17 protein-coding genes, 1 tRNA gene and 1 pseudogene are annotated in these 18,755 nt (G+C 69.2%); 4 read left to right on the top strand and 15 right to left on the bottom strand.

Annotation, left to right across the window (positions count from 1 at the left end):
• Nucleotides 1-243: 243 nt before the first annotated feature.
• The 8 genes and pseudogenes from J2S42_RS21645 to J2S42_RS21610 all read right to left on the bottom strand — a co-directional run bounded on the left by J2S42_RS21645 (nucleotide 244) and on the right by J2S42_RS21610 (nucleotide 8,965).
• Nucleotides 244-1,383, bottom strand: coding sequence for an LCP family protein (locus J2S42_RS21645; protein ID WP_307241857.1), 1,140 nt, complete (start codon nucleotides 1,381-1,383; stop codon nucleotides 244-246).
• Between the two features lie 115 nt (nucleotides 1,384-1,498).
• Nucleotides 1,499-2,755: an LCP family protein gene (locus J2S42_RS21640; RefSeq protein WP_307241855.1), complete on the bottom strand. Its 1,257-nt coding sequence runs from the start codon at nucleotides 2,753-2,755 to the stop codon at nucleotides 1,499-1,501.
• Nucleotides 2,756-2,836: 81 nt separating this feature from the next.
• Nucleotides 2,837-3,811 (bottom strand): UDP-glucuronic acid decarboxylase family protein, encoded by a 975-nt coding sequence (locus tag J2S42_RS21635; protein WP_307241853.1) that lies wholly within the window; start codon nucleotides 3,809-3,811, stop codon nucleotides 2,837-2,839.
• Nucleotides 3,812-3,887: 76 nt separating this feature from the next.
• Complete coding sequence (locus J2S42_RS21630) at nucleotides 3,888-5,564, bottom strand: monocarboxylic acid transporter (RefSeq protein ID WP_307241851.1); 1,677 nt, start codon at nucleotides 5,562-5,564, stop codon at nucleotides 3,888-3,890.
• The gene (locus tag J2S42_RS21625; protein WP_307241849.1) at nucleotides 5,561-5,890 is read right to left on the bottom strand and encodes a DUF485 domain-containing protein; all 330 of its coding nucleotides are present in this window, start codon (nucleotides 5,888-5,890) and stop codon (nucleotides 5,561-5,563) included. Before J2S42_RS21625 ends, J2S42_RS21630 begins: the two co-directional genes overlap by 4 nt.
• A gap of 152 nt (nucleotides 5,891-6,042) precedes the next feature.
• Nucleotides 6,043-6,561 (bottom strand): annotated as a pseudogene (locus J2S42_RS21620) (flavin reductase family protein); the annotation flags it as partial.
• Nucleotides 6,562-6,581: 20 nt separating this feature from the next.
• A complete protein-coding gene (locus tag J2S42_RS21615; RefSeq protein ID WP_307241847.1) occupies nucleotides 6,582-8,225 on the bottom strand; it encodes an ABC transporter permease in 1,644 nt (547 codons plus the stop codon).
• Nucleotides 8,216-8,965 (bottom strand): ABC transporter ATP-binding protein, encoded by a 750-nt coding sequence (locus J2S42_RS21610; protein WP_307241846.1) that lies wholly within the window; start codon nucleotides 8,963-8,965, stop codon nucleotides 8,216-8,218. The genes J2S42_RS21615 and J2S42_RS21610 overlap by 10 nt, the downstream gene beginning before the upstream one ends.
• 137 nt (nucleotides 8,966-9,102) lie before the next feature.
• Here J2S42_RS21610 and J2S42_RS21605 point away from each other — a divergent pair, with 137 nt between their 5' ends.
• On the top strand, nucleotides 9,103-10,947 hold the full coding sequence (locus J2S42_RS21605) for a DUF6311 domain-containing protein (protein WP_307241844.1): 1,845 nt from the start codon (nucleotides 9,103-9,105) through the stop codon (nucleotides 10,945-10,947).
• Nucleotides 10,948-11,015: 68 nt separating this feature from the next.
• Here J2S42_RS21605 and J2S42_RS21600 read toward each other — a convergent pair.
• A tRNA-Ser gene (locus J2S42_RS21600) sits at nucleotides 11,016-11,104 on the bottom strand.
• A 224-nt stretch (nucleotides 11,105-11,328) separates the two neighbouring features.
• On the opposite strand from J2S42_RS21600, the gene J2S42_RS21595 reads away from it, so the two are divergent.
• Complete coding sequence (locus tag J2S42_RS21595) at nucleotides 11,329-12,261, top strand: NAD(P)H-quinone oxidoreductase (RefSeq protein WP_307241842.1); 933 nt, start codon at nucleotides 11,329-11,331, stop codon at nucleotides 12,259-12,261.
• Here J2S42_RS21595 and soxR read toward each other — a convergent pair.
• The 3 genes from soxR to J2S42_RS21580 form a co-directional block, all read right to left on the bottom strand.
• Nucleotides 12,250-12,690 (bottom strand): redox-sensitive transcriptional activator SoxR, encoded by a 441-nt coding sequence (gene soxR, locus J2S42_RS21590; RefSeq protein ID WP_307248914.1) that lies wholly within the window; start codon nucleotides 12,688-12,690, stop codon nucleotides 12,250-12,252. The genes J2S42_RS21595 and soxR overlap by 12 nt on opposite strands.
• 172 nt (nucleotides 12,691-12,862) lie before the next feature.
• The gene (locus tag J2S42_RS21585; RefSeq protein ID WP_307241841.1) at nucleotides 12,863-13,561 is read right to left on the bottom strand and encodes a glycosyltransferase family 2 protein; all 699 of its coding nucleotides are present in this window, start codon (nucleotides 13,559-13,561) and stop codon (nucleotides 12,863-12,865) included.
• A gap of 209 nt (nucleotides 13,562-13,770) precedes the next feature.
• Nucleotides 13,771-14,229, bottom strand: coding sequence for a hypothetical protein (locus tag J2S42_RS21580; protein WP_307241839.1), 459 nt, complete (start codon nucleotides 14,227-14,229; stop codon nucleotides 13,771-13,773).
• A gap of 87 nt (nucleotides 14,230-14,316) precedes the next feature.
• Here J2S42_RS21580 and J2S42_RS21575 point away from each other — a divergent pair, with 87 nt between their 5' ends.
• A complete protein-coding gene (locus tag J2S42_RS21575) occupies nucleotides 14,317-14,748 on the top strand; it encodes a PH domain-containing protein (RefSeq protein ID WP_307241837.1) in 432 nt (143 codons plus the stop codon).
• Here the strand turns inward: J2S42_RS21575 and J2S42_RS21570 are convergent.
• Together J2S42_RS21570 and J2S42_RS21565 are read right to left on the bottom strand one after the other, a co-directional pair.
• Nucleotides 14,732-15,619: a rhomboid family intramembrane serine protease gene (locus J2S42_RS21570; RefSeq protein ID WP_307241835.1), complete on the bottom strand. Its 888-nt coding sequence runs from the start codon at nucleotides 15,617-15,619 to the stop codon at nucleotides 14,732-14,734. The genes J2S42_RS21575 and J2S42_RS21570 overlap by 17 nt on opposite strands.
• 20 nt (nucleotides 15,620-15,639) lie before the next feature.
• Nucleotides 15,640-16,167, bottom strand: coding sequence for a peptidylprolyl isomerase (locus J2S42_RS21565; RefSeq protein WP_307241834.1), 528 nt, complete (start codon nucleotides 16,165-16,167; stop codon nucleotides 15,640-15,642).
• A gap of 121 nt (nucleotides 16,168-16,288) precedes the next feature.
• Here J2S42_RS21565 and J2S42_RS21560 point away from each other — a divergent pair, with 121 nt between their 5' ends.
• Nucleotides 16,289-17,101: a hypothetical protein gene (locus J2S42_RS21560; protein ID WP_307241832.1), complete on the top strand. Its 813-nt coding sequence runs from the start codon at nucleotides 16,289-16,291 to the stop codon at nucleotides 17,099-17,101.
• A gap of 62 nt (nucleotides 17,102-17,163) precedes the next feature.
• Here the strand turns inward: J2S42_RS21560 and corA are convergent, their stop codons facing one another.
• Nucleotides 17,164-18,309: a magnesium/cobalt transporter CorA gene (gene corA, locus J2S42_RS21555; protein ID WP_307241830.1), complete on the bottom strand. Its 1,146-nt coding sequence runs from the start codon at nucleotides 18,307-18,309 to the stop codon at nucleotides 17,164-17,166.
• Nucleotides 18,310-18,755 lie beyond the last annotated feature (446 nt).

Here is an 18,755-nt window from a genome sequence, read left to right as displayed (position 1 = left end):
GCCAGACTCTCCCAGGTGACGACGATACGGACATCACCTGATGTAACGAGCGCTACCGGTTTTGCGCTCCCGGACCTCCCCCGCCCGGACCCGGCCCACCCCACCCGCCCGCGTTTGCTCACCTGAGCGATTACTCAGGGTGGAGTGATGCGCCGCGGAAATATCATGAAATGTTGGGTGCGGATAACTCTGGCACCATCGAGCACCGCGAGGGCGCTTGACCAGCGGCGGAGCCGTGGCGGGTCAGCTGGACTTCGCGATGAACTGGGGGTGTTCGATCAGGAAGGTGCCGAGCGTGCCGGATTTCGCGGCGGAGAGCATGTCCATCGATTCGCCGTCGAGTTGTTCGAAGGACTGGCCGTCGATGGTGACCGAGTTGAGGTTGCCGGCGTTGGTCTTGATGAGCATCAGGTCGTTGGCGGCGACGCCCTTGAGCGTGTAGATGAAGTCGGCCAGCTGGATGCCGCCGGTGTCCAGGACGAATGCCTCGCCGGCGGCCTCGGTCAGCGCATTGAGCTTGCTGAGGTCGGTCAGCACGCCGCTGGAGGTGGCCTTCTTCGCGATCGCCTTGATGAGCTGCTGCTGGTGGCGCTGGCGGCCGTAGTCGCCGTCGCTGAGGCTCTTGCGGATGCGGGCGTAGTCGAGGGCCTCGGTGGAGTTCATCAGCCGGCAGCCCTTCTTGTGGACCAGCGGCTTGACGCCCTCGGGGAGCTGGATGCCGTACGTCTCGGAGTACCAGCCCTGGACGAGTTTGCCGTTCGCGTCCACGCCGAGGTGGGCCGATTCGGCCTCCTCGTCGACGCACATGTCGACGCCGCCCATCGCGTGGATCACGCTGGCGAAGCCGTTGAAGTCGATGATCGCGGCGCCGTTGAACTTGATGCCAGTGATCTTGTTGAGCGTGTTGGAGAGGACCGCCATGCCGCGGCTGCGCTTCTCCAGCTCTGTGCCGTCGCCCTCGTACCCGAACGAGAACGCCGAGTTGATTTTGCCGGTGGCGCCGACGAAGCCGACCTTGTCGTACGCCGGCATCTCCACCCGCCAGTCGCGCGGGATCGAGATCAGGTACGCCTGGTCGTGTGTCTCCGGGATGTGCAGGATGATGATCGTGTCGGAGAGGACCGACGTGACCGAGGAGCCTTCCTCTCGGGCGTCGATGCCGACCAGCAGCAGGTTGACCGCGCCGTCGATGTTGTTGCCCGAACCGTCACTGGCCGCGGCGGCGTCGCCCTCGATGAGCGTGCCCGAGGTGATCGAGTTCTCCGCCTTGTTGATCACGACCTGAGCCGCGACCAGGGTGCCGCCGCTCGCGACCACCAGCACCGCACCGAAGCTCAGGATGAGTCGCGCCCACAGCGGGTCCTTGCGTCGCTTGGCGGCCACTCGTGAAATCCCCTCACCAGCCATCGGTTTCCGCGCCAAGCTAAGTGCGTTTGCCGAACCTAAGGTGTCCCAGAGGTTGCCGAATGGTTAACAACCTCTGGGAAGACCATGAGCGTCACGGGGTGGTTTTGGCTGGTGGCTCTGCGTTTGTCTGGACCCAGTCGGCCATCGTGTCGTTCGCGATCGCCTCGTACAGCGCGAGCGCCGGCTCGCGATCGGAGACCACCACGGACTGCCCGTCGCGCTCCGCGCTGCCCTGGTTCGGGCTGGTGATGAACGTCAGGTCGTCGCTGCGCAGGTTGCGGAACTCCAGCGCCATGTCGACCAGCGAGAAGTTCTCGTCCACGGTCATCGCGTTCGTGGTCGCCTTGAGGAACGCGTCCAGCTTTCCGGCGTTGGTCAGCGTGCCGGAGCTCGCGGCCTTGTCCATCAGCGCCTTCAGGAACTCCTGCTGGTGCCGCATCCGGGCGAAGTCACCGTCCGGGAACTGGTACCGCTGCCGGATCCAGTCGAGCGCCTCCTCGCCGTTCATGTGGTTCACGCCCTTCTCGAAGACGCGGAACGGCTTGTGGATCGACTTGGTGTCCTGCTCGACGGTCAGGTCCACGCCGCCGAGCGCGTCCGTCACCTCGACGAAACCGGCGAAGTCGATCGCGGCCACATGGTCGATGCGTACGTCCGAGAAGCACTCCACGGTCTTGACCGCGAGCGGCAGCCCGCCGAACGCGAAGGCGGCATTGATCTTGTTGGGTGCGCTGTCCGCGCAGTCGGCACCGGCGCTGGTCGGGATCGACACGTACAGGTCTCGCGGTATCGACACCAGGTAGGCCTTGGAGTGGTCGGCCGGCACGTGCATCAGGATGATCGTGTCGCTGCGCCACTCGCTGGCCTCGCCGCTCTGCGCGTCCGGATCGCGGGAGTCGCTGCCGACCAGCAGGATGTTCATGGTGCCGTCGACCGGCTTCTCCGGGCGGCCGTCGCGCAGATCGGCGAACGCGTCGGTGCGCTTCAGGTCGCCGTCCAGACTCGACGCGTACGCCCAGAGGCCGCCGCCGATCAGGAGCAGCAGGACCAGCACCGCGATGCCGCCGACCAGCGCGATGCGCTTCCAGTTGGGCCGGAGCGGTCGCTTTCCGCCCTCGTAGACGCCGCGGCCGCCGCCACCACTACGCGGCGGCTCGCCACCGCCACCGGAACGACGCTGGGTGCGCGGCCCGCCGTACACGCCGGACTGACCCGTGCCCCGCCCAGGCCGGACGGAACCGCCGCGCACCGGCCCGCCGCCGGGCGCCGAGGTCCGGGCGCGCGGACCGGCCGCGTCACGCCGGAACTCGCCGCCGCCGAAAGATCCAGATTGTGCCGTGGGTGACATGAGTCCAGAGTACGTAGCCGAAGCTATTTCGCTCGGCGACGCACAGTGAACCGGCACAAATCAGGGAGTCGAACCCCCAGGTCAGACCCGGGTCTGGAAGTATTCGATCGTCCGGCGGATACCCTCGTCCGGCCCGACCGACGGCTCGTAGCCCAGCTTGGTGCGGGCCAGCGTCAGGTCCGGCCGGCGCTTCTCCGGGTCGTCGGAGGTGCGCTCGATGAACGTCACGGTGGACGAGCTGCCGGACAGCTCGATGATCTTCTCGGCCAGCTGCCGCATCGTGAACTCGTGCTCGGTGCCGCAGTTGATCGGCCCGGTCTCGGTCGAGTCGAGCAGCATCAGGATGCCGCGCACCAGGTCGTCCACGTAGGTGATCGAGCGGGTCTGCGAGCCGTCGCCGTGCACGGTGATCGGCTCACCGCGCAGCGCCTGGCTGATGAACGTCGGGATCGCGCGGCCGTCGTCCGGGCGCATGCGAGGACCGTACGTGTTGAAGATGCGGACGATCGCCACGTCCGTGCCCCGGCTGCGGTGGTAACCCATCGTCGCGGCCTCGGAGAAGCGCTTGGCCTCGTCGTAGACGCTGCGGATGCCGACCGGGTTGACGTTGCCCCAGTACGACTCCGGCTGCGGGTGCACCAGCGGGTCACCGTACGCCTCGGAGGTGGAGGCCATCAGGAACCGGGCGCCGTCCGCGGTGGCGCGCTCCAGCAGGTTCAGCGTGCCGATCGAGCCGACCCGGAGGATCTCGACCGGGATCGTGCCGAAGTCGGTCGGGCTGGCCGGCGACGCCATGTGCATGATCGCGTCGAACCGCTCGGCGATCGCCGGGTGGTGCGCCGGGAGGCCCTCGGTGATGTCCGCCTCGATCAGCGTGAACCGCGGATTGTCGGCGAGGTGACCGAGGTTGTCCTTGGCGCCGGTGATGAAGTTGTCCACCGCCACGACCGTGCAACCACGGCCGATCAGCGCATCGACAAGGTGCGACGGGACGAAGCCGGCTCCGCCGGTGACGAGAACCCGGTGGCCCTCTCCGAAACGCTGGGCAATGACCATGGCGCCAGACTATAGGTCGTTGCCGGACGCAGCGAAGGGGCGGTCCCATCTCGGACCGCCCCCGATGCTGTGTGTGTCAGTGCGCTCCCGCTCCGGTGATCGACCGGACCTCGAGCTCCGCGTACTTACCGGGGTCCGCGGGCTCCTTCGAGATGATCGTCCCGATCCAACCGCAGAGGAAGCCGACCGGGATCGAGACCAGGCCCGGGTTGGACAGCGGGAAGAAGTGCCAATCCGCGTTCGGGAACATCGCGGTCGCGGAACCGGACACCACCGGCGAGAAGAACACCAGGCCGACCGCGGTGATCAGACCACCGTAGATCGCCCAGACCGCGCCGTTGGTGTTGAACCGCTTCCAGAACAGCGAGTAGAGGATGGCCGGCAGGTTGCCGGACGCGGCCACCGCGAACGCGAGCGCGACCAGGAACGCCACGTTGAGGCTCTGCGCGAAGATCGCCAGCACGATGGAGATCGCGCCGATGACGAACGCGGAGATCCTCGCCACATTCACCTCCTGCCGCTCGGACGCCTGCCCGCCCTTGATCACGTTGGCGTAGAAGTCGTGCGCCAGCGAGCTGGACGACGCGAGCGTCAGGCCGGCCACCACCGCGAGGATGGTCGCGAACGCCACCGCGGCGATCACGGCCAGCAGCACCGAGCCACCGGTGCCGCCGCCCAGGTAGCGCTCGCCGAGCACCTGGGCCAGCTGCGGCGCGGCAGTGTTGCCGGCCTTGTCCTGCGCGGTGATCGCCTCGCCGCCGACCAGCGCGGCCGCGCCGAAGCCGAGCGCCAGCGTCATCAGGTAGAAGACGCCGATGATGCCGATCGCCCAGAGCACGCTCTGCCGGGCCGCCTTCGCGGTCGGCACCGTGTAGAAGCGGATCAGGATGTGCGGCAGGCCGGCCGTGCCGAGCACCAGCGCGATGCCGAGCGACAGCAGGTCGAGCTTGCTGTAGAGCGTCTTCAGCGCGTCGTCGGACTCCACGCCGTACCGCAGGCCGGGCTGGAGGAACGCCTCGCCCTTGCCGGACGCGTCCGCGGCCGCACCGAGCAGCGACGACAGGTTGAACCGGAACGCGGCGAAGACCAGGATCGTCATCACGGCCGCGCCGGTCATCAGCAGGAACGCCTTGACGATCTGGACGTACGTGGTGCCCTTCATGCCGCCGATCGTCACGTAGACGATCATCAGCACGCCGACCAGCACGATGGTGAGCAGCTTCGCCGCGTTCGCGTCCATGCCGAGGAACGTCGTGCCCGGCCGGATGCCGAGCAGCAGCGCCACCAGCGCGCCCGCGCCGACCATCTGGGCCAGCAGGTAGAAGATCGACACCGTGATGGTGGAGACCGCAGCCGCGGTACGGACCGGCTTCTGCCGCATCCGGAACGCCAGCACGTCCGCCATCGTGTACTTGCCGGAGTTCCGCAGCAGCTCCGCGACCAGCAGCAGCGCCACCAGCCAGGCGACCAGGAAGCCGATCGAGTAGAGGAAGCCGTCGTAGCCGGAGAGCGCGATGATGCCGGCGATGCCGAGGAACGACGCGGCCGACATGTAGTCGCCGCCGATCGCCATGCCGTTCTGGAAGCCGGAGAACGAGCGGCCACCGGCGTAGAAGTCGGCCGCGCTCTTCGTCTGCCGGCTGGCCCAGATCGTGATGCCCAGCGTGAAGATCACGAAGATGACGAAGAGCGTGATGGTCAGCGTGCGCGCCGTGGTGTTGGTCGCGTCCGCCGCGAAGATCAGGTTGTTCACTTGTCGCCCTCCAGCTCCGCACGGATCTTGTCGGCGGTCGGGTCGAGTCGCTGGTTCGCGTAGCGCGAGTAGAGCCAGGCGATCAGGAACGTGGTCACGAACTGCAGCAGGCCGAAGATCAGCGCCACGTTGATGTGGCCGATGACCTTGATGGCCATGAAGTCGCGCGCGTAGGCGGACAGGATGACGTAGAGCGCGTACCAGAGGAAGAAAGCGACCGTCATCGGGAAGACGAAGCCGCGCAGCGCCTTGCGCAGCCCCGCGAACTCCTCCGACTCCTGCACGGCTACGTATCTGCTCTGGTCCGGGGAAGTCTCCGTACTCATGGTTCCGGTGCACCACCTTCGCGGGTGTGTGGTCCGATTCGCACCGCACCGTAGAAAGCGTGGGACCGACGGAGAAAGCATTGATCGTCATCCCGGCGCGGCGGTGCGCCGAACGGACGTACCGATGCGCCGAGTGACCTCAGTCACGCCGTCTACCGCTCGCTCAGCTCGCGGTATCGCCCTCGGTAGTGCAACAGCGGCACTGCGTCCGGGCCCGTCTCCACGTGCTCGACCGTCGCCTCGACCAGCAGGCCCCAGCCGAACTCGCGCGCGCCGTCGATCCGAGCGCCCGCCCAGGTTCCACTGCCGGCCGGCACCGGGCCCCAGGCGGTCTCGGTCCACGCGTCCGCGCGGAACAGGCCGCCGGGCGCCGGCATCAGACCGGCGAACCGGTCCGCCAGCTGCCGGTGCGTCGGGTCCAGCGGTGTGACCGCGATCCGGCCGGTCTCCTCGGCCGCCTCCCACAGCTCCGACTCCGGGTCGATCAGGCCCAGCACCCGCGCCGGTTCGCCGTCCGCGACCAGCGTCGAGGAGACGGTCAGGCCGGCCGGGCCGGGCGTGGTCCAGAGCGTGACCGGGGACGCCAATCTGCCGCGCAGCCGCCGTACCGGTGACCGGTCCGCGTCCGGCGTCGCGAACGGGTCGGTGGCGTGGATGCGGGCACCCGGCTCGTCGTCTCTCATGGGAGCCATCATCGCCGTGGGGAGATCGCGGAGAGCAGCTCGGGCATGCGACGGTCGAGCAACCGGCCGGCGAAACCGGAGCCGAGCCACAGCGCGGTGCCGCCGTAGAGCAGCCCGGCCGGTAGCCCGGCCCACACCCAGACGTCACCGGCCAGCGCGGACACCGCGAAGACCGGCGCCATCAGCACCAGCGTGCTGAGCATCGCGGCGAAGCTGAACAGGCTCTTCGTCACGCCCGCGCCGGTGTTCACCGCGAACGGGTTCGTGGTCTCCGGCAGCGAGAACGCGCCCAGCACGGAGACGAACAGGTTGATCGCCACACCACAGCCGTACGCGGCCGCGGTCGCGCCCCACATCGACGGGATCCAGCCGGGCCGGTGCAGCACCAGCGCCAGCGCCACCGGGATCAACATGATCAGCGGGACCAGGTAGCAGGAGAAACCGGCCACCCGTGCGCGCAGTTCGGCCGTGCCGGGCACACCGGCAACCACGTTCGCGGCGTACGCGGTCCCGTCGTACCCGAACTGGTTCGCCAGCCCCACGCCGCCGAGCACGCCCAGGAACACCATCGACGCGGTCACCGTGGCCAGTGACGGCGGCACCGCCGCGGTCCCCTCGATCAGGCCCCGGGTGCCGATGTTCACCATCAGCGGCACGAACACGCCGACCACCGCGAACGTGATCAGGTTCGCCCGCCGCCGGGTGTCCCGCCACCAGTACCGCACCTGCAGCGCGACCAGCGCGCCGAACCGGTTCCGCGGTAGCCCGCGCAGCAGCCGCGGATACAGCCGGGTGGTCGGCGACGCGTCCGGTGCGTCCCGGGTGCCCCGGCCGGACGTGGTCGTTGCGGTGCCGGCCATCGCGTTCTCCAGCGTCGACGACCACCACCACAGCAGCACCGCGACGGAAACCACCACGATCACGAACTTCGCGGGTACGGCGAACCAGCGGCCCTCCACGGCATCCAGCCCGACGGTGTACGCCGCGGCCAGCGGCGTCCAGCCCAGCACACGGGCCACACCGGCCAGCACGTCCCAGTCCGCGGTGCGGGCCGCGGCCAGCAGCCCGATCTGCAGCGGCCCGAGCAGCGCGGCCAGCACGGCCAGCAGGATCGCGGCCAGGTCCCGGACCCGCCGGGACCGCAGCATCGCGGAGAACGCACTGGTCGTGGCGCGGCTCAGTGACACGCACAGCAGCAACCCGGCCACCGCGCCGGCCAGCTGCACCAGCGCAGCCGGCAGACCACCGTGCAGCGCCGCGGCCACGGCCAGGCCGGACGTGGCGGTGAGCGTGGCGATCGCGGGCACCCCGGCCAGCGCGGCCGCGAGCATGCCGGCGACCAGCGTCCGGCGGCGCAGCGGCAGCAGCGCGAACCGGGCCGGGTCCAGCGTCTCGTCCACACCGAAGAAGACCAGCGGCATCAGCAGCCAGCCGAGCACCACGGCGGTACCGCCCAGGCCGCCGCCGAGCGCCATGCCGGTGTGGTCGCCGGCGAACCCGGTCACCGCGAAGAGCGTGAAGCCGACCACGGAGAACCAGGCGCCGAAGAACAGCCCGATCACGAACAGCGCGATCCGCCACCGCTGGCCGCGCAGCCCGTTGCGCATCACCCGCAGTTTGAGCAGCACGAAGTGCCAGGGCGTCACAGCCATGCGAGTTCCTGGCCGGTGGCGGTGCGCCCGCCGACCACCCGCACGAAGACCTCCTCCAGCGACTGCCCGGCCCGGACGTCCGCGATCGTGCCCGCGGTCAGGATCCGCCCCTGCGCGAGGATCGCCACGTGCGTGCAGAGCCGCTCCACCACCTCCATCACGTGGCTGGAGAAGATCACGGTGTTACCGCTCGCCACGTACCGCTGGAGAATGTCCCGGATCAGCGCGGCGGACACCGGGTCGACCGCCTCGAACGGCTCGTCCAGCACCAGCATGCGCGGGCCGTGCAGCAGCGCGCAGGCGAGACCGATCTTCTTCTTCATGCCGGCCGAGTAGTCCACCACCAGCGTCCGGTCCGCGTCGGTGAGCGCCAGCACGTCGAGCAGCTCGCGGGCCCGCTGATCGACCACCTCGGCCGGCATGCCGCGCAGCAGCCCGTGAGTGGCCAGCAGCTCCGCGCCGGTGAGCCGGTCGAACAGCCGCGCGCCGTCCGGCATCACGCCCATCATTCGCTTCGCGGCCAACGGATCGGACCAGACGTCGTGGCCGAGCACGGTCGCGGTGCCGGCGTCCGGCCGCAGCAGGCCCACGGCCATCGACAGCGTGGTGGTCTTGCCGGCGCCGTTCGGCCCGAGCAGGCCGTAGAACGATCCGGACGGCACATCGAGATCGACCCCGGCCACCGCGACCCTGTCCGCGAACCGCTTCACCAGTCCGTGCAGCGCCAGGGCGATCGTCATGGATCGACCGTACTTCGTCGTGGTCCTCTACCACTGTCCGATCGGGGGAACCTTATTTCCTACTTGAAGATGATTCGGTGTTACGCATGCGATAGCTCGGCGACGCGTGTCACACGCACGGGTTACCCTCTTTCGCCGTGACCACTTCGAGCACCGTGTCGCAGGCCGCCGAGGCCGGCGAGCCGGAAAAGGCCGCCGCCGAGGCGCCTCCGGCGACCGAGAGCAGCACCCCCGCGGGCACGACCCCGCGCTGGACCGGACGTCGGGCGGACATCCTGGTCACGCTCGTCTACTTGCTGGGCGCGTTCTGGGTGACCATCCGCACCTGGATCGACCCGTGGGGTCGCGTCCTCGGCGAACAGGCGAAGGACCAGGCGTTCAACGAGTGGATGTTCGCCTACGACGCGCACGTCGTGCGGAACCTGGACAACCCGTTCTTCACGACGCTGCAGAACGCGCCCGACGGCGTCAACCTCATGGGCAACGTCGCCATGCAGCTGCCCGGCATCCTGCTGTCGCCGCTGACCATGGTCGCCGGGCCCGAGGTGACCTACCTGTCCATGATGACCGCCAACCTGTTCTTCACGGCGCTCACCTGGTACTGGCTGCTCGCCCGCCACCTGGTGAAGTCCCGGCTCGGCGCGTTCGCCGGTGCGCTCGTGATCGGCTTCGGGCCGGCGATCATCTCGCACAGCAACGGGCACCCGCATATCACGTCGCAGTGGCTGATCCCCTTCATCATCTGGGCGGTCATCCGGCTCGGCGAGCCCGGCCGGACGGTCCGCAACGGCCTTACGCTCGGCGTACTGGTCCTCGCGCAGCTGTTCGTCGGCGAGGAGAACCTGTTCCTCACCGCGATCGCGTGCGCGTTCATGGTCATCGGCTACGCGATCTTCAACTGGGCCGACACCCGCGCTCGGTTCGGCCGGGCCGCGGGCAGCCTCGCGATCGGCGGCGGCCTGGTGCTGCTGTTCGCCGCGTACCCGCTCTACCACCAGTTCGCCGGTCCGCAGCACTACAGCGGTCACCCCGGCGACCCGAAGCCGACCACCATCGAGTCGTTCTTCGCGTTCGCGACCGAGTCGATCGGCGGCGGGAAGAACAGCGCCGCCGGCCTCGCCCCGAACTTCACCGAAGAGGTCACCTTCTACGGCTGGCCGCTGATGCTGATCGCGCTGGCCGGGATCGTCTGGCTGCGCCGGGAGAACATCGTCCGCGTGCTCGCGGTCGTCGGCGCCGGCACCGCGATCCTGTCGCTCGGCCCGGTCATCCACCTCAACAACCAGCGCAACCTCAAGATCCCCGGCCCGTTCGCGCTGCTCGAGCACCTGCCAGTGGTCAACGCGATGGTGGTGGCCCGGTTCGCCCTGATCACCACGGTCGCGATGGGCGTGCTGCTCGCGGTCATCGTCGCCCGGGTCGCCGAGCGCGCCCGCCCGGCCGAGACCTCCGGCCTGCCGGTCCGCCTGCTCGGCCTCACGGTGCTCGCCGGCGCACTCATCCCGATCATGCCGACGCCGCTGGCCGGCCACGACCGCCCGCCGGTGCCCGACTTCGTCACCGCCGGCACCTGGCGCGACTACGTCGCCGAGGGCCGCACGCTGATCCCGGTCCCGGTCAACGGCCTCACCAGCATCCGCTACGGCTCGGCCGCCGAGGTCGGCTTCGCGGTGCCCAGCGGCTACTTCCTCGGACCGTCCTCACCGGACGACAACACCGGCCGCTGGGGCGCCCCGCCGCGCCCGACCTGGCAGCTCTTCGAGAAGATCCAGGGCAGCAAGGACGAGCCGGTCGTCATCACCGACGCCGACCGTACCGCCGCCGTCGAGGACCTTCGCTACTGGAAGGCCGACGCCGTCGTCCTCCCCCGCGACAGCGGCACCGACGTCAAGCTCCTCCTCGCGCTGGAGTCGCTCCTCGGCCCCGGCCAGCGCGTCTCCGACGTCTGGCTGTGGGACGTCCGCCCGCTGACCAACAACTAGCCCACCACGACAAAAGCCGTGGTGATCAGCACTCTCGCTGGTCACCACGGCTTCTCCGCATCTGGGAGCGGAGGGCCAGGGATTCGAACCCTGGAAGAGTGTCACCACCCTTAGTGGTTTTCAAGACCACCGCCATCGGCCACTAGGCGAGCCCTCCCGGCTTCGTCGGAGGGTGCTCGGGCACGCTCCGCCGCCTGGGTGTCGCAAAAAAGTTCCGGCCATGCGAACACCCGACCACCAGTTTGCCAGACCGGTCGGGTGGATTTTCAACCCCGGTGGCAGGTCGAGGATCGCCCGGGGCGCCGGAAGTTTTCTACCAGCGCCGATACGCCGGGTTGTGCTGGATGTCGGATCATCCGCTCGGCCGGGTATAAGAGGTGCATGCACGCGATCACGATCCCCGAGCCCGGTGGGCCGGACGCGCTCGTCTGGGCGGAGGTGCCGGATCCGGAGCCGCGCGAGGGTGAGCTGCTGATCGAGGTGGCGGCGAGCGCGGTGAACCGCGCGGATCTGATGCAGCGGCAGGGTGACTATCCGCCGCCGAAGGGCGCGCCGCCGTACCCGGGACTGGAATGCTCCGGCACGGTCCTGGATGGAGGGGCGGGCGAGCAGGTGTGCGCGCTGCTGGCCGGCGGTGGCTACGCGGAGCGGGTCGCGGTGCCGGCCGCGCAGGTGCTGCCGGTGCCGGCGGGTGTGGACCTGGTGGACGCGGCCGCGCTACCCGAGGTGGCGTGCACGGTCTGGTCGAATCTGGTGATGGCCGCGCACCTGACGAAGGGCGAGACGCTGCTGGTGCACGGCGGCAGCAGCGGCATCGGCACGTTCGCGATCCAGCTGGGCCGGGCGCTGGGCGCGACGGTGGTGACCACGGCGAGCCGGGGCAAGCATGCGGCGCTGCGCGAGCTGGGCGCGCACGAGACGATCGACTACAGGACCGAGGAGTTCGAGAAGCTGGTCGCGCCGGACGTGATCCTGGACATCATGGGCGGCTCCTACCTGGCGCGGAACGTCGAGGCGCTGCGGTCGGACGGGCGACTCGTGATCATCGGTACGCAGGGTGGGCGCACGGCCGAGCTGCCCATCTCGAAGCTGCTGGCCAAGCGGGGCACGCTGATCGCGACGGCGCTGCGGTTCCGTCCGGCGGCGCAGAAGGCGGAGATCGTGCGGCAGGTGCGCGAACACGTGTGGCCGTTGATCGAGTCCGGCGCGATCCGGCCGATCGTGGACCGCCGGATCCCGATGTGCGACGCTGCGGAGGCGCACCGCGTGGTCGAGGCCGGCAACCACCTCGGCAAGGTTCTGTTAGTCGCCTGACAGCAGTATCCGCGGCCCCGGACCGAACGCGGCCAGCTGGTCGTCCGGGTTGTAGAGCGTGCACTTCTGCAGCGACAGGCAGCCGCAGCCGATGCAGCCGGTGAGGTTGTCGCGGAGCCGTTCGAGCAGCGCGATCCGCTCCGCCAGCTTGTCGTGCCAGCCGGCGGAGAGCCGCGCCCAGTCGGCCTTGGTGGGCACCCGGCCGTCCGGGAGCGAGGCGAGCGCCTCCCGGATCTCCTCCAGCGACACCCCGACCTGCTGCGACACCCGGATGAACGCGATCCGGCGCAGTTCGGCGCGCTGGTACCGCCGCTGGTTGCCGCCGGTGCGGACCGCGTGGATCAGGCCGAGGCGCTCGTAGTACCGCAACGCGGACGGCGCGACGCCGCTCCGGGCGGACATGTCGCCGATCGTGAGGAGATCCTGCATGGTCGTCACGGACCCAAAGTTAAATCATGCTTGAGTTCTCGCCCAGCCTGCCAAAAGCAAAAAAGACAAAAGCAATTCAACGGTACGGAAAGTGCCGTCCATCCCATTTCGTGCGAGGTATACGCAACAACGCTCGGGTGCGAGTGCACCCGAGCGTTGTGAACGTTTTAGATCAGCGCGCCGCCTTCGGCTTCCGCACCCGCTCGCGGGCGAGGATCCAGATCGCCTCCACGCCGTCCTTCCACGTGATCTTCTTGCCCTCCTCGCGGCCGCGGGCCCGGTAGGAGATCGGCACCTCGTACGGCCGGATCCGCTGGCGGAGCAGCTTGCCGGTGACCTCGGCCTCCATGCCGAAGCCGCGCGACTTGATCGCAAGCGACCGGTAGAGCGAGACCGGCATCAGCTTGAAGCAGGTCTCCAGGTCCCCGATGTACGAGTTGTAGAGCACGTTCGCGGCGGTGGTGACGCCCTTGTTGCCCATCACGTACCAGAAGCTGTAAGCGCTGTGGCTGCCGAAGGTCCGATTGCCGTAGACCACCTCGGCGTGACCGTCCAGCACCGGCTGGAGCAGACGCGGGATGTCCTGCGGGTCGTACTCCAGGTCGGCGTCGAGGATGACCATGAACTCACCCTCGGCGTTGTCCACCGCGGTCTTGATCGCGGCGCCCTTGCCCGCGTTCTTCGCGTGGGTGATGACACGCACCCGCGTGTCGTCGACGGCAGACAGGATCTCTCCGGTACGGTCAGAGCTGCCGTCGTCGACGACGACGAGCTCGATCTCGCATGGGTAGTCCACCGCCAGTGCCTGCTTCAACGCGTTAGCCAGACGGGCTTCCTCGTTGTAGACCGGCATGAGGATCGAAAGCTTCACCGGAGTTTCTCCACACTGCGGGACGACGAGATCGGCCATAGCCTAGCCGCAGGATCGCTTCAGGTGTATCCCGGGTTTGGGGTATGGCGTGATCAACTTTGCGTCACTACAGCGTATTAGATCCCTGATCCACTTTCTCTTACTAATTGCGCTTTCGTCGTCACCGTTGGTGCGAGGAATGCCCCTCGCACCGGCACGGCGGGGCGGACTCAACCGACGGCGGCCGCCGGGGTCGGGCGGGGCGGCAGCTTAGGCCGGAAAACGCGGCTGAGCAGCGCATCCAGGTGCCACAGCTGCTTCGGGTGACCGACCCGGATCCAGAACCGCTCCCGCACGCCGTCGATCGCGGTGGCCGCGAGCTCGACTGCGGAGAGTTGCACGTCCGGGTTCCAGTTGACGTTCCCCAGGTGCCGTAACTCCGCGTTGAGGTGCAGGCGCAGCCGGCGCAGCAGCCGGGTCTCCTGGGTCACCACCAGTCGGCGCTGCGTCAGCAGGAGCAGGAACTCACCCTGCAGCGGCCGGTCGGGACGGAGGCATCGGGCCACCAGCACGGCGGTGTCGTCGGCTTCGACGCACCGGCGGAAGACCGGCATGTGCCGGCTGACGGTCGGGACGGCCACTCCGGCTTCGGCGGCGGCTGGCAGGAACGTTCGCGAGAAGACGTCCATGCCGGTTCAACGACGCGCCGCGGGGATATGACGCGCCGGCTGCGCGGACCGGACAGCGAGCGCTGCGGTTTCCGGACACGGTTTGGCATGCTGGCGAACATGACCGACCCGATGTCCTGGAGAGTGCCCGTCTGGTTACCGGTGGTCAAGCTGGCCGGTGGCGTCGCGCTGCTGCTGCTCGCGCTCGCGCTGGCCGACGGCGATCGGGCGCAGCTCGGCGTCGGTGCCGCGGTCTGCGCCTGCCTGGCGCTCTGGGCCGCGCGGGACCTGCTGGCGCCGGTGCGGCTCGCGGCCGACGAGGACGGGCTGACCGTGGTGACCGGCTTCGCCCGCCGGTCACGGCTGACCTGGGACCGGATCGAGGCGGTCCGCCTGGACACCCGCCCACGCCTCGGCGTGCGCACCGAGACGCTCGAGGTCGACACCGGCGACACGCTGCACGTCTTCACCAAGGCCGACCTCGGCGTACCCCCGGAGGACGTGCTGCCGCTGCTGAACGAGGTCAGGGCCCCGCGGTGAACGCGAGCGCGAGCAGGATCACGAAGATCAGACCGAGTGCGCCGCCCTGGACCAGTCCCCGGTTGCGCGCGGGGGCGTAGGCGAGCGCGACCGCGGCCAGCCCGCCGACCACCAGGCCACCGATGTGCCCGGCGATCGAGATGTTCGGCACCACGAACGTGATCACCAGGTTGACGACCAGGATGGGCAGCACGGACGACGTGTCCCGGCCGAGGCGGCGCAGCAGTACGAAGAGCGCGGCGAAGAGCCCGAAGATCGCGGTGGACGCGCCGGCCGAGAGCGAGTTCCAGTCGGTCAGCAGCGCGGCGACGTTGCCGCCGAGCCCGGCGGCCAGATAGAGCGCGAGGAACCGCAGCGGGCCGAGCGCGGCCTCCAGCTGCCGCCCCAGGACCCACAGGGCCCACATGTTCATCAGCAGGTGCAGGATCCCGTAGTGGATGAACATGGCGGTGAGTAGCCGGTAGTAGCCGCCGTCCCAGACACCGGGCAGGACGGTGCCGTCCGGGATCTCGATCGACGGCCCGACCACCGCCCCGGCCCAGTGCACGAGCGAGGCACCGCTGAACAGGCTGTTGCCGACCAGCGAGGTCATGCCGGAGAGCACCACGCCGAGCACGGCGGCCAGGACGTTCAGCCCGATCAGCGTGGTCGTGACGATTCCGGCACGACCGGCCGCGCTCCCGCCGAAGGCGGTGCGGACCGGCCGCTGCGTACGTTTCCCCTCGGCCACGCACTCCGGGCACTGGTGGCCGACCGACGCCTCGTTCATGCAGTCGGGGCATATCGATCGGTCGCACCTCGTGCACCGGACATACGTCTCCCGGCCGGGGTGCCGGTAGCAGACCGGGACGGTCGCCGGAACGTCACTCATACGATCAAAAGTACGTCAGATCAGCCAACGCGCTCGATCTCGACCTTCTCGATGATCACGTCCTGCTTCGGGCGGTCCATCGGGCCGGTCGGCGTGGTGGCGATCGAGTCGACCACGCGCGCGGACTGGTCGTCGGCGACCTGGCCGAAGATGGTGTGCCGGTGGTTCAGGTGCGGCGTCGGCGACACCGTGATGAAGAACTGCGAGCCGTTGGTGCCGGGCCCCGCGTTCGCCATCGCCAGCAGGTACGGCCGGTTGAAGACCAGGTCCGGGTGGAACTCGTCGGCGAACTTGTAGCCGGGGCCGCCGGTGCCGGTGCCGGTCGGGTCGCCCATCTGGATCATGAAGCCGCTGATGACCCGGTGCGAGATGGTGCCGTCGTAGTACGGGCCCTTGCCGGCCTGGCCGGTGCGCGGGTCGGTGTACTCCTTGGTGCCCTCGGCCAGCTCTACGAAGTTGGCCACCGTCTTCGGGGCGTGCAGCGGAAACAGTTCGAGCCGGATCGCACCGTGGTTGGTGTGCAGGGTGGCATATACAGCCTGGGCCACGGGTACTCCTTCGTCGGTTGGACAGTTCAGTTTCCAAGCGGATCCTCCCATGTACGAGTTCCGCCTACACGGCGGCACCCGAAGGGGCAGGATCACCACAGGAACAGACACCCTTTCGGAGGTGGGGCTGGTGTTCGGTATCGGGCGAAGCAAGACCCGCAGCCAGATGGTCCGGGAAGAGCTCGAAGAGGGCCTGGGTCACCTGAGGCAGGCGGCCACGCACGCGGCGGAGGGCGTCGGTGCGACGGTCGGCCCGCGGGTACACGCCGCGCGCGAGGTCGTGACACCGGCCGCCAGCCGTGCGCGCACCGCGGCCGCCGGTGGCATCGCGGCGTTCACCCCGCTGGCCATGTCGGCCGCGGAGAACGCACGACAGGCCGGTAAGCAGGCCGGGAAGCAGACCCGGCGGATGAAGCGCAAGAACGCCAAGGCGCTGCGACGCGCTGTCGGCCGTGAGGAGCGAGGCATGTCGCGGAACCGCAAGCTGACCGGTCTGTTGATGATCGGCGTTGCCGCCGGTGTGGCCGGCTCGATGATCATGAAGAAGCGGCGGCAGCGCGAAGAAGAGCAGTGGACCACGCACGAGTCCAGCACCGCGCGTAGCGCCACGGACGCGGCCCGGCAGATGACCGAGAACGCCAAGGAGAAGATCACTTCGGCGACCGAGTCGGCGAAGGAGACCGTGAAGACGGCGGCGGAGACCGCGAAGACCGCGATGCACACCGGCTCCTCGGACAAGGAGCAGGACAAGCAGCCGGCCGCGGACCGGATGGCCGCGTCCGACCGGCTGACCACGGACTCGCAGTCGCCCGCGGCGTCGCCGGCCTCGTCGATCCGGCCGGCCGGCATGGCGGGCGCGACCGGCATGGCCGGTGCGGGCAACAAGATGCACGGCGACCCGGTCACCGGCCCGGACCGCTGGGCCAACGGCTGACGAACCAGAGCAAGACCGGCCGGGGGTACGCGTACCCCCGGCCGGTTTTCACGATCAGTTTTCTAGAGCCATCCGTTGCGCCGGAACAGGCGGTAGAGCGTGGCCGAGGTGATTACCAACAGCGTGATCAGGACCGGGTACGAGTAGCGCCACTCCAGCTCCGGCATGAACTTGAAGTTCATGCCGTAGATGCCCGCGGCCGCGGTCCAGACCGTGGCGATCGCGGCCCAGGCGGCGATCTTCCGCATGTCGTTGTTCTGGTCGACCGAGACCTGCGCGAGCCGCGCCTGCAGGATCGAGTTGAGCAGGTCGTCGTTCGCGGTGACCTGCTCGATCGTGCGGCTGAGATGGTCCTGCACGTCCCGGAAGTAGCGACGGATCTCCTTCGGCACGGTGCCGCGGCTGGCGTCCGAGGTCAGCGTGAGCAGCGGCCGCTGGAACGGCACCACCGCGCGCCGGAACTCCACCAGCTCACGTTTGAGCTGGTAGATCGACTGGATGCTGCTGGTGCCGGCGCGGGAGAAGACGTCCTCCTCCAGCGCGTCCAGGTCGTCCTCGATGCCGTCCGCAACCTCGATGTAGTGGTCGACGATCCGGTCGGTGACCGCGTACGCGACCGCCCACGGGCCCTGGGCCAGCAGCTCCTGCCGCGCCTCCAGGTCCGCGCGGACCGGCGAGAGCTTCGAGGCGTTGCCGTGCCGGACCGTGATCACGAAGGCCGGGCCGATGAAGATCAGTACCTGGCCGGTCTCCACCACCTCGGAGTGCTCGGTCAGCCGGCCGTGCTCCAGGTATCGCGCGGTGCGGCAAACCAGGAACACCACGTCGTTGAAGCGTTCCAGCTTCGGCCGCTGCTCCGCCTTGATCGCGTCCTCGACCGCGAGTTCGTGCAGCCCGTAGGCCTCCGCGATCGGCGCCATCTCGGCCTCGCTCGGTTCGTGCAGGCCCAGCCAGACGAACGCGTTCGGCTGCTCCCGGGCCGCGGCCAGCGCGGACGCGTAGTCCTGCGGGCCCTCCTGACGCACGCCGTCGACGTAGAGCGCGCAGTCCACGACCGCGCTGCGCACCACGTCGTTCGTGGGTGTGGGCGGCGGCGAGCCGTCGGCCCCGATGATCCGGGTCATCGCCCTGACCGGCGCCGTCCACGTTCGGGAGCGTCCCCCCGAGTGTCCGTTGCCGCCAGCTGCCGGATTGTTCCGCTCAGCCATCCGCTTCACCCCCTCGTCGTATCCCGCATGGACATTACGCGCGGGGCTTCTCGACGGGAGGGGTGGCGCCGGGTGGACCGGCCGCTTTGGGGGGTGGGGGGTGCGGATCGGTCCACCCGGCGCCTTCAGAGGGGATGCTGCGCGGGGGGAGTTCCGCCGCCGGTGTGCGTGACGCATGGCGGGAGGGGTGGCGCCGGGTGGACCGGCCGCTTTGGGGGGTGGGGGGTGCGGATCGGTCCACCCGGCGCCTTCAGAGGGGATGCTGCGCGGGGGGAGTTCCGCCGCCGGTGTGCGTGACGCATGGCGGGAGGGGTGGCGCCGGGTGGACCGGCCGCTTTGGGGGGTGGGGGGTGCGGATCGGTCCACCCGGCGCCAAGGGGGCGGGGTTATGTCTATGTGGGCCATCGCATGGCGATTGGCCTCCCGCATTGTGGCGGCAGGCCCGG

Source organism: Catenuloplanes indicus, from assembly GCF_030813715.1.
GTDB classification, from domain to species: Bacteria; Actinomycetota; Actinomycetes; order Mycobacteriales; family Micromonosporaceae; genus Catenuloplanes; species Catenuloplanes indicus.
This window is presented reverse-complemented; position numbering and strand designations above follow the sequence as displayed.

Coding starts and splice junctions, on each gene's coding strand:
- J2S42_RS21595 (WP_307241842.1), top strand. CDS start 11,329: ATGCACGCGATCACGATCCCCGAGCCCGGTGGGCCGGACGCGCTCGTC.
- J2S42_RS21640 (WP_307241855.1), bottom strand. CDS start 2,755: ATGTCACCCACGGCACAATCTGGATCTTTCGGCGGCGGCGAGTTCCGG.
- J2S42_RS21615 (WP_307241847.1), bottom strand. CDS start 8,225: ATGGCTGTGACGCCCTGGCACTTCGTGCTGCTCAAACTGCGGGTGATG.
- J2S42_RS21625 (WP_307241849.1), bottom strand. CDS start 5,890: ATGAGTACGGAGACTTCCCCGGACCAGAGCAGATACGTAGCCGTGCAG.
- J2S42_RS21610 (WP_307241846.1), bottom strand. CDS start 8,965: ATGACGATCGCCCTGGCGCTGCACGGACTGGTGAAGCGGTTCGCGGAC.
- J2S42_RS21575 (WP_307241837.1), top strand. CDS start 14,317: ATGCTGGCGAACATGACCGACCCGATGTCCTGGAGAGTGCCCGTCTGG.
- J2S42_RS21580 (WP_307241839.1), bottom strand. CDS start 14,229: ATGGACGTCTTCTCGCGAACGTTCCTGCCAGCCGCCGCCGAAGCCGGA.
- J2S42_RS21570 (WP_307241835.1), bottom strand. CDS start 15,619: ATGAGTGACGTTCCGGCGACCGTCCCGGTCTGCTACCGGCACCCCGGC.
- corA (WP_307241830.1), bottom strand. CDS start 18,309: ATGGCTGAGCGGAACAATCCGGCAGCTGGCGGCAACGGACACTCGGGG.
- soxR (WP_307248914.1), bottom strand. CDS start 12,690: ATGCAGGATCTCCTCACGATCGGCGACATGTCCGCCCGGAGCGGCGTC.
- J2S42_RS21635 (WP_307241853.1), bottom strand. CDS start 3,811: ATGGTCATTGCCCAGCGTTTCGGAGAGGGCCACCGGGTTCTCGTCACC.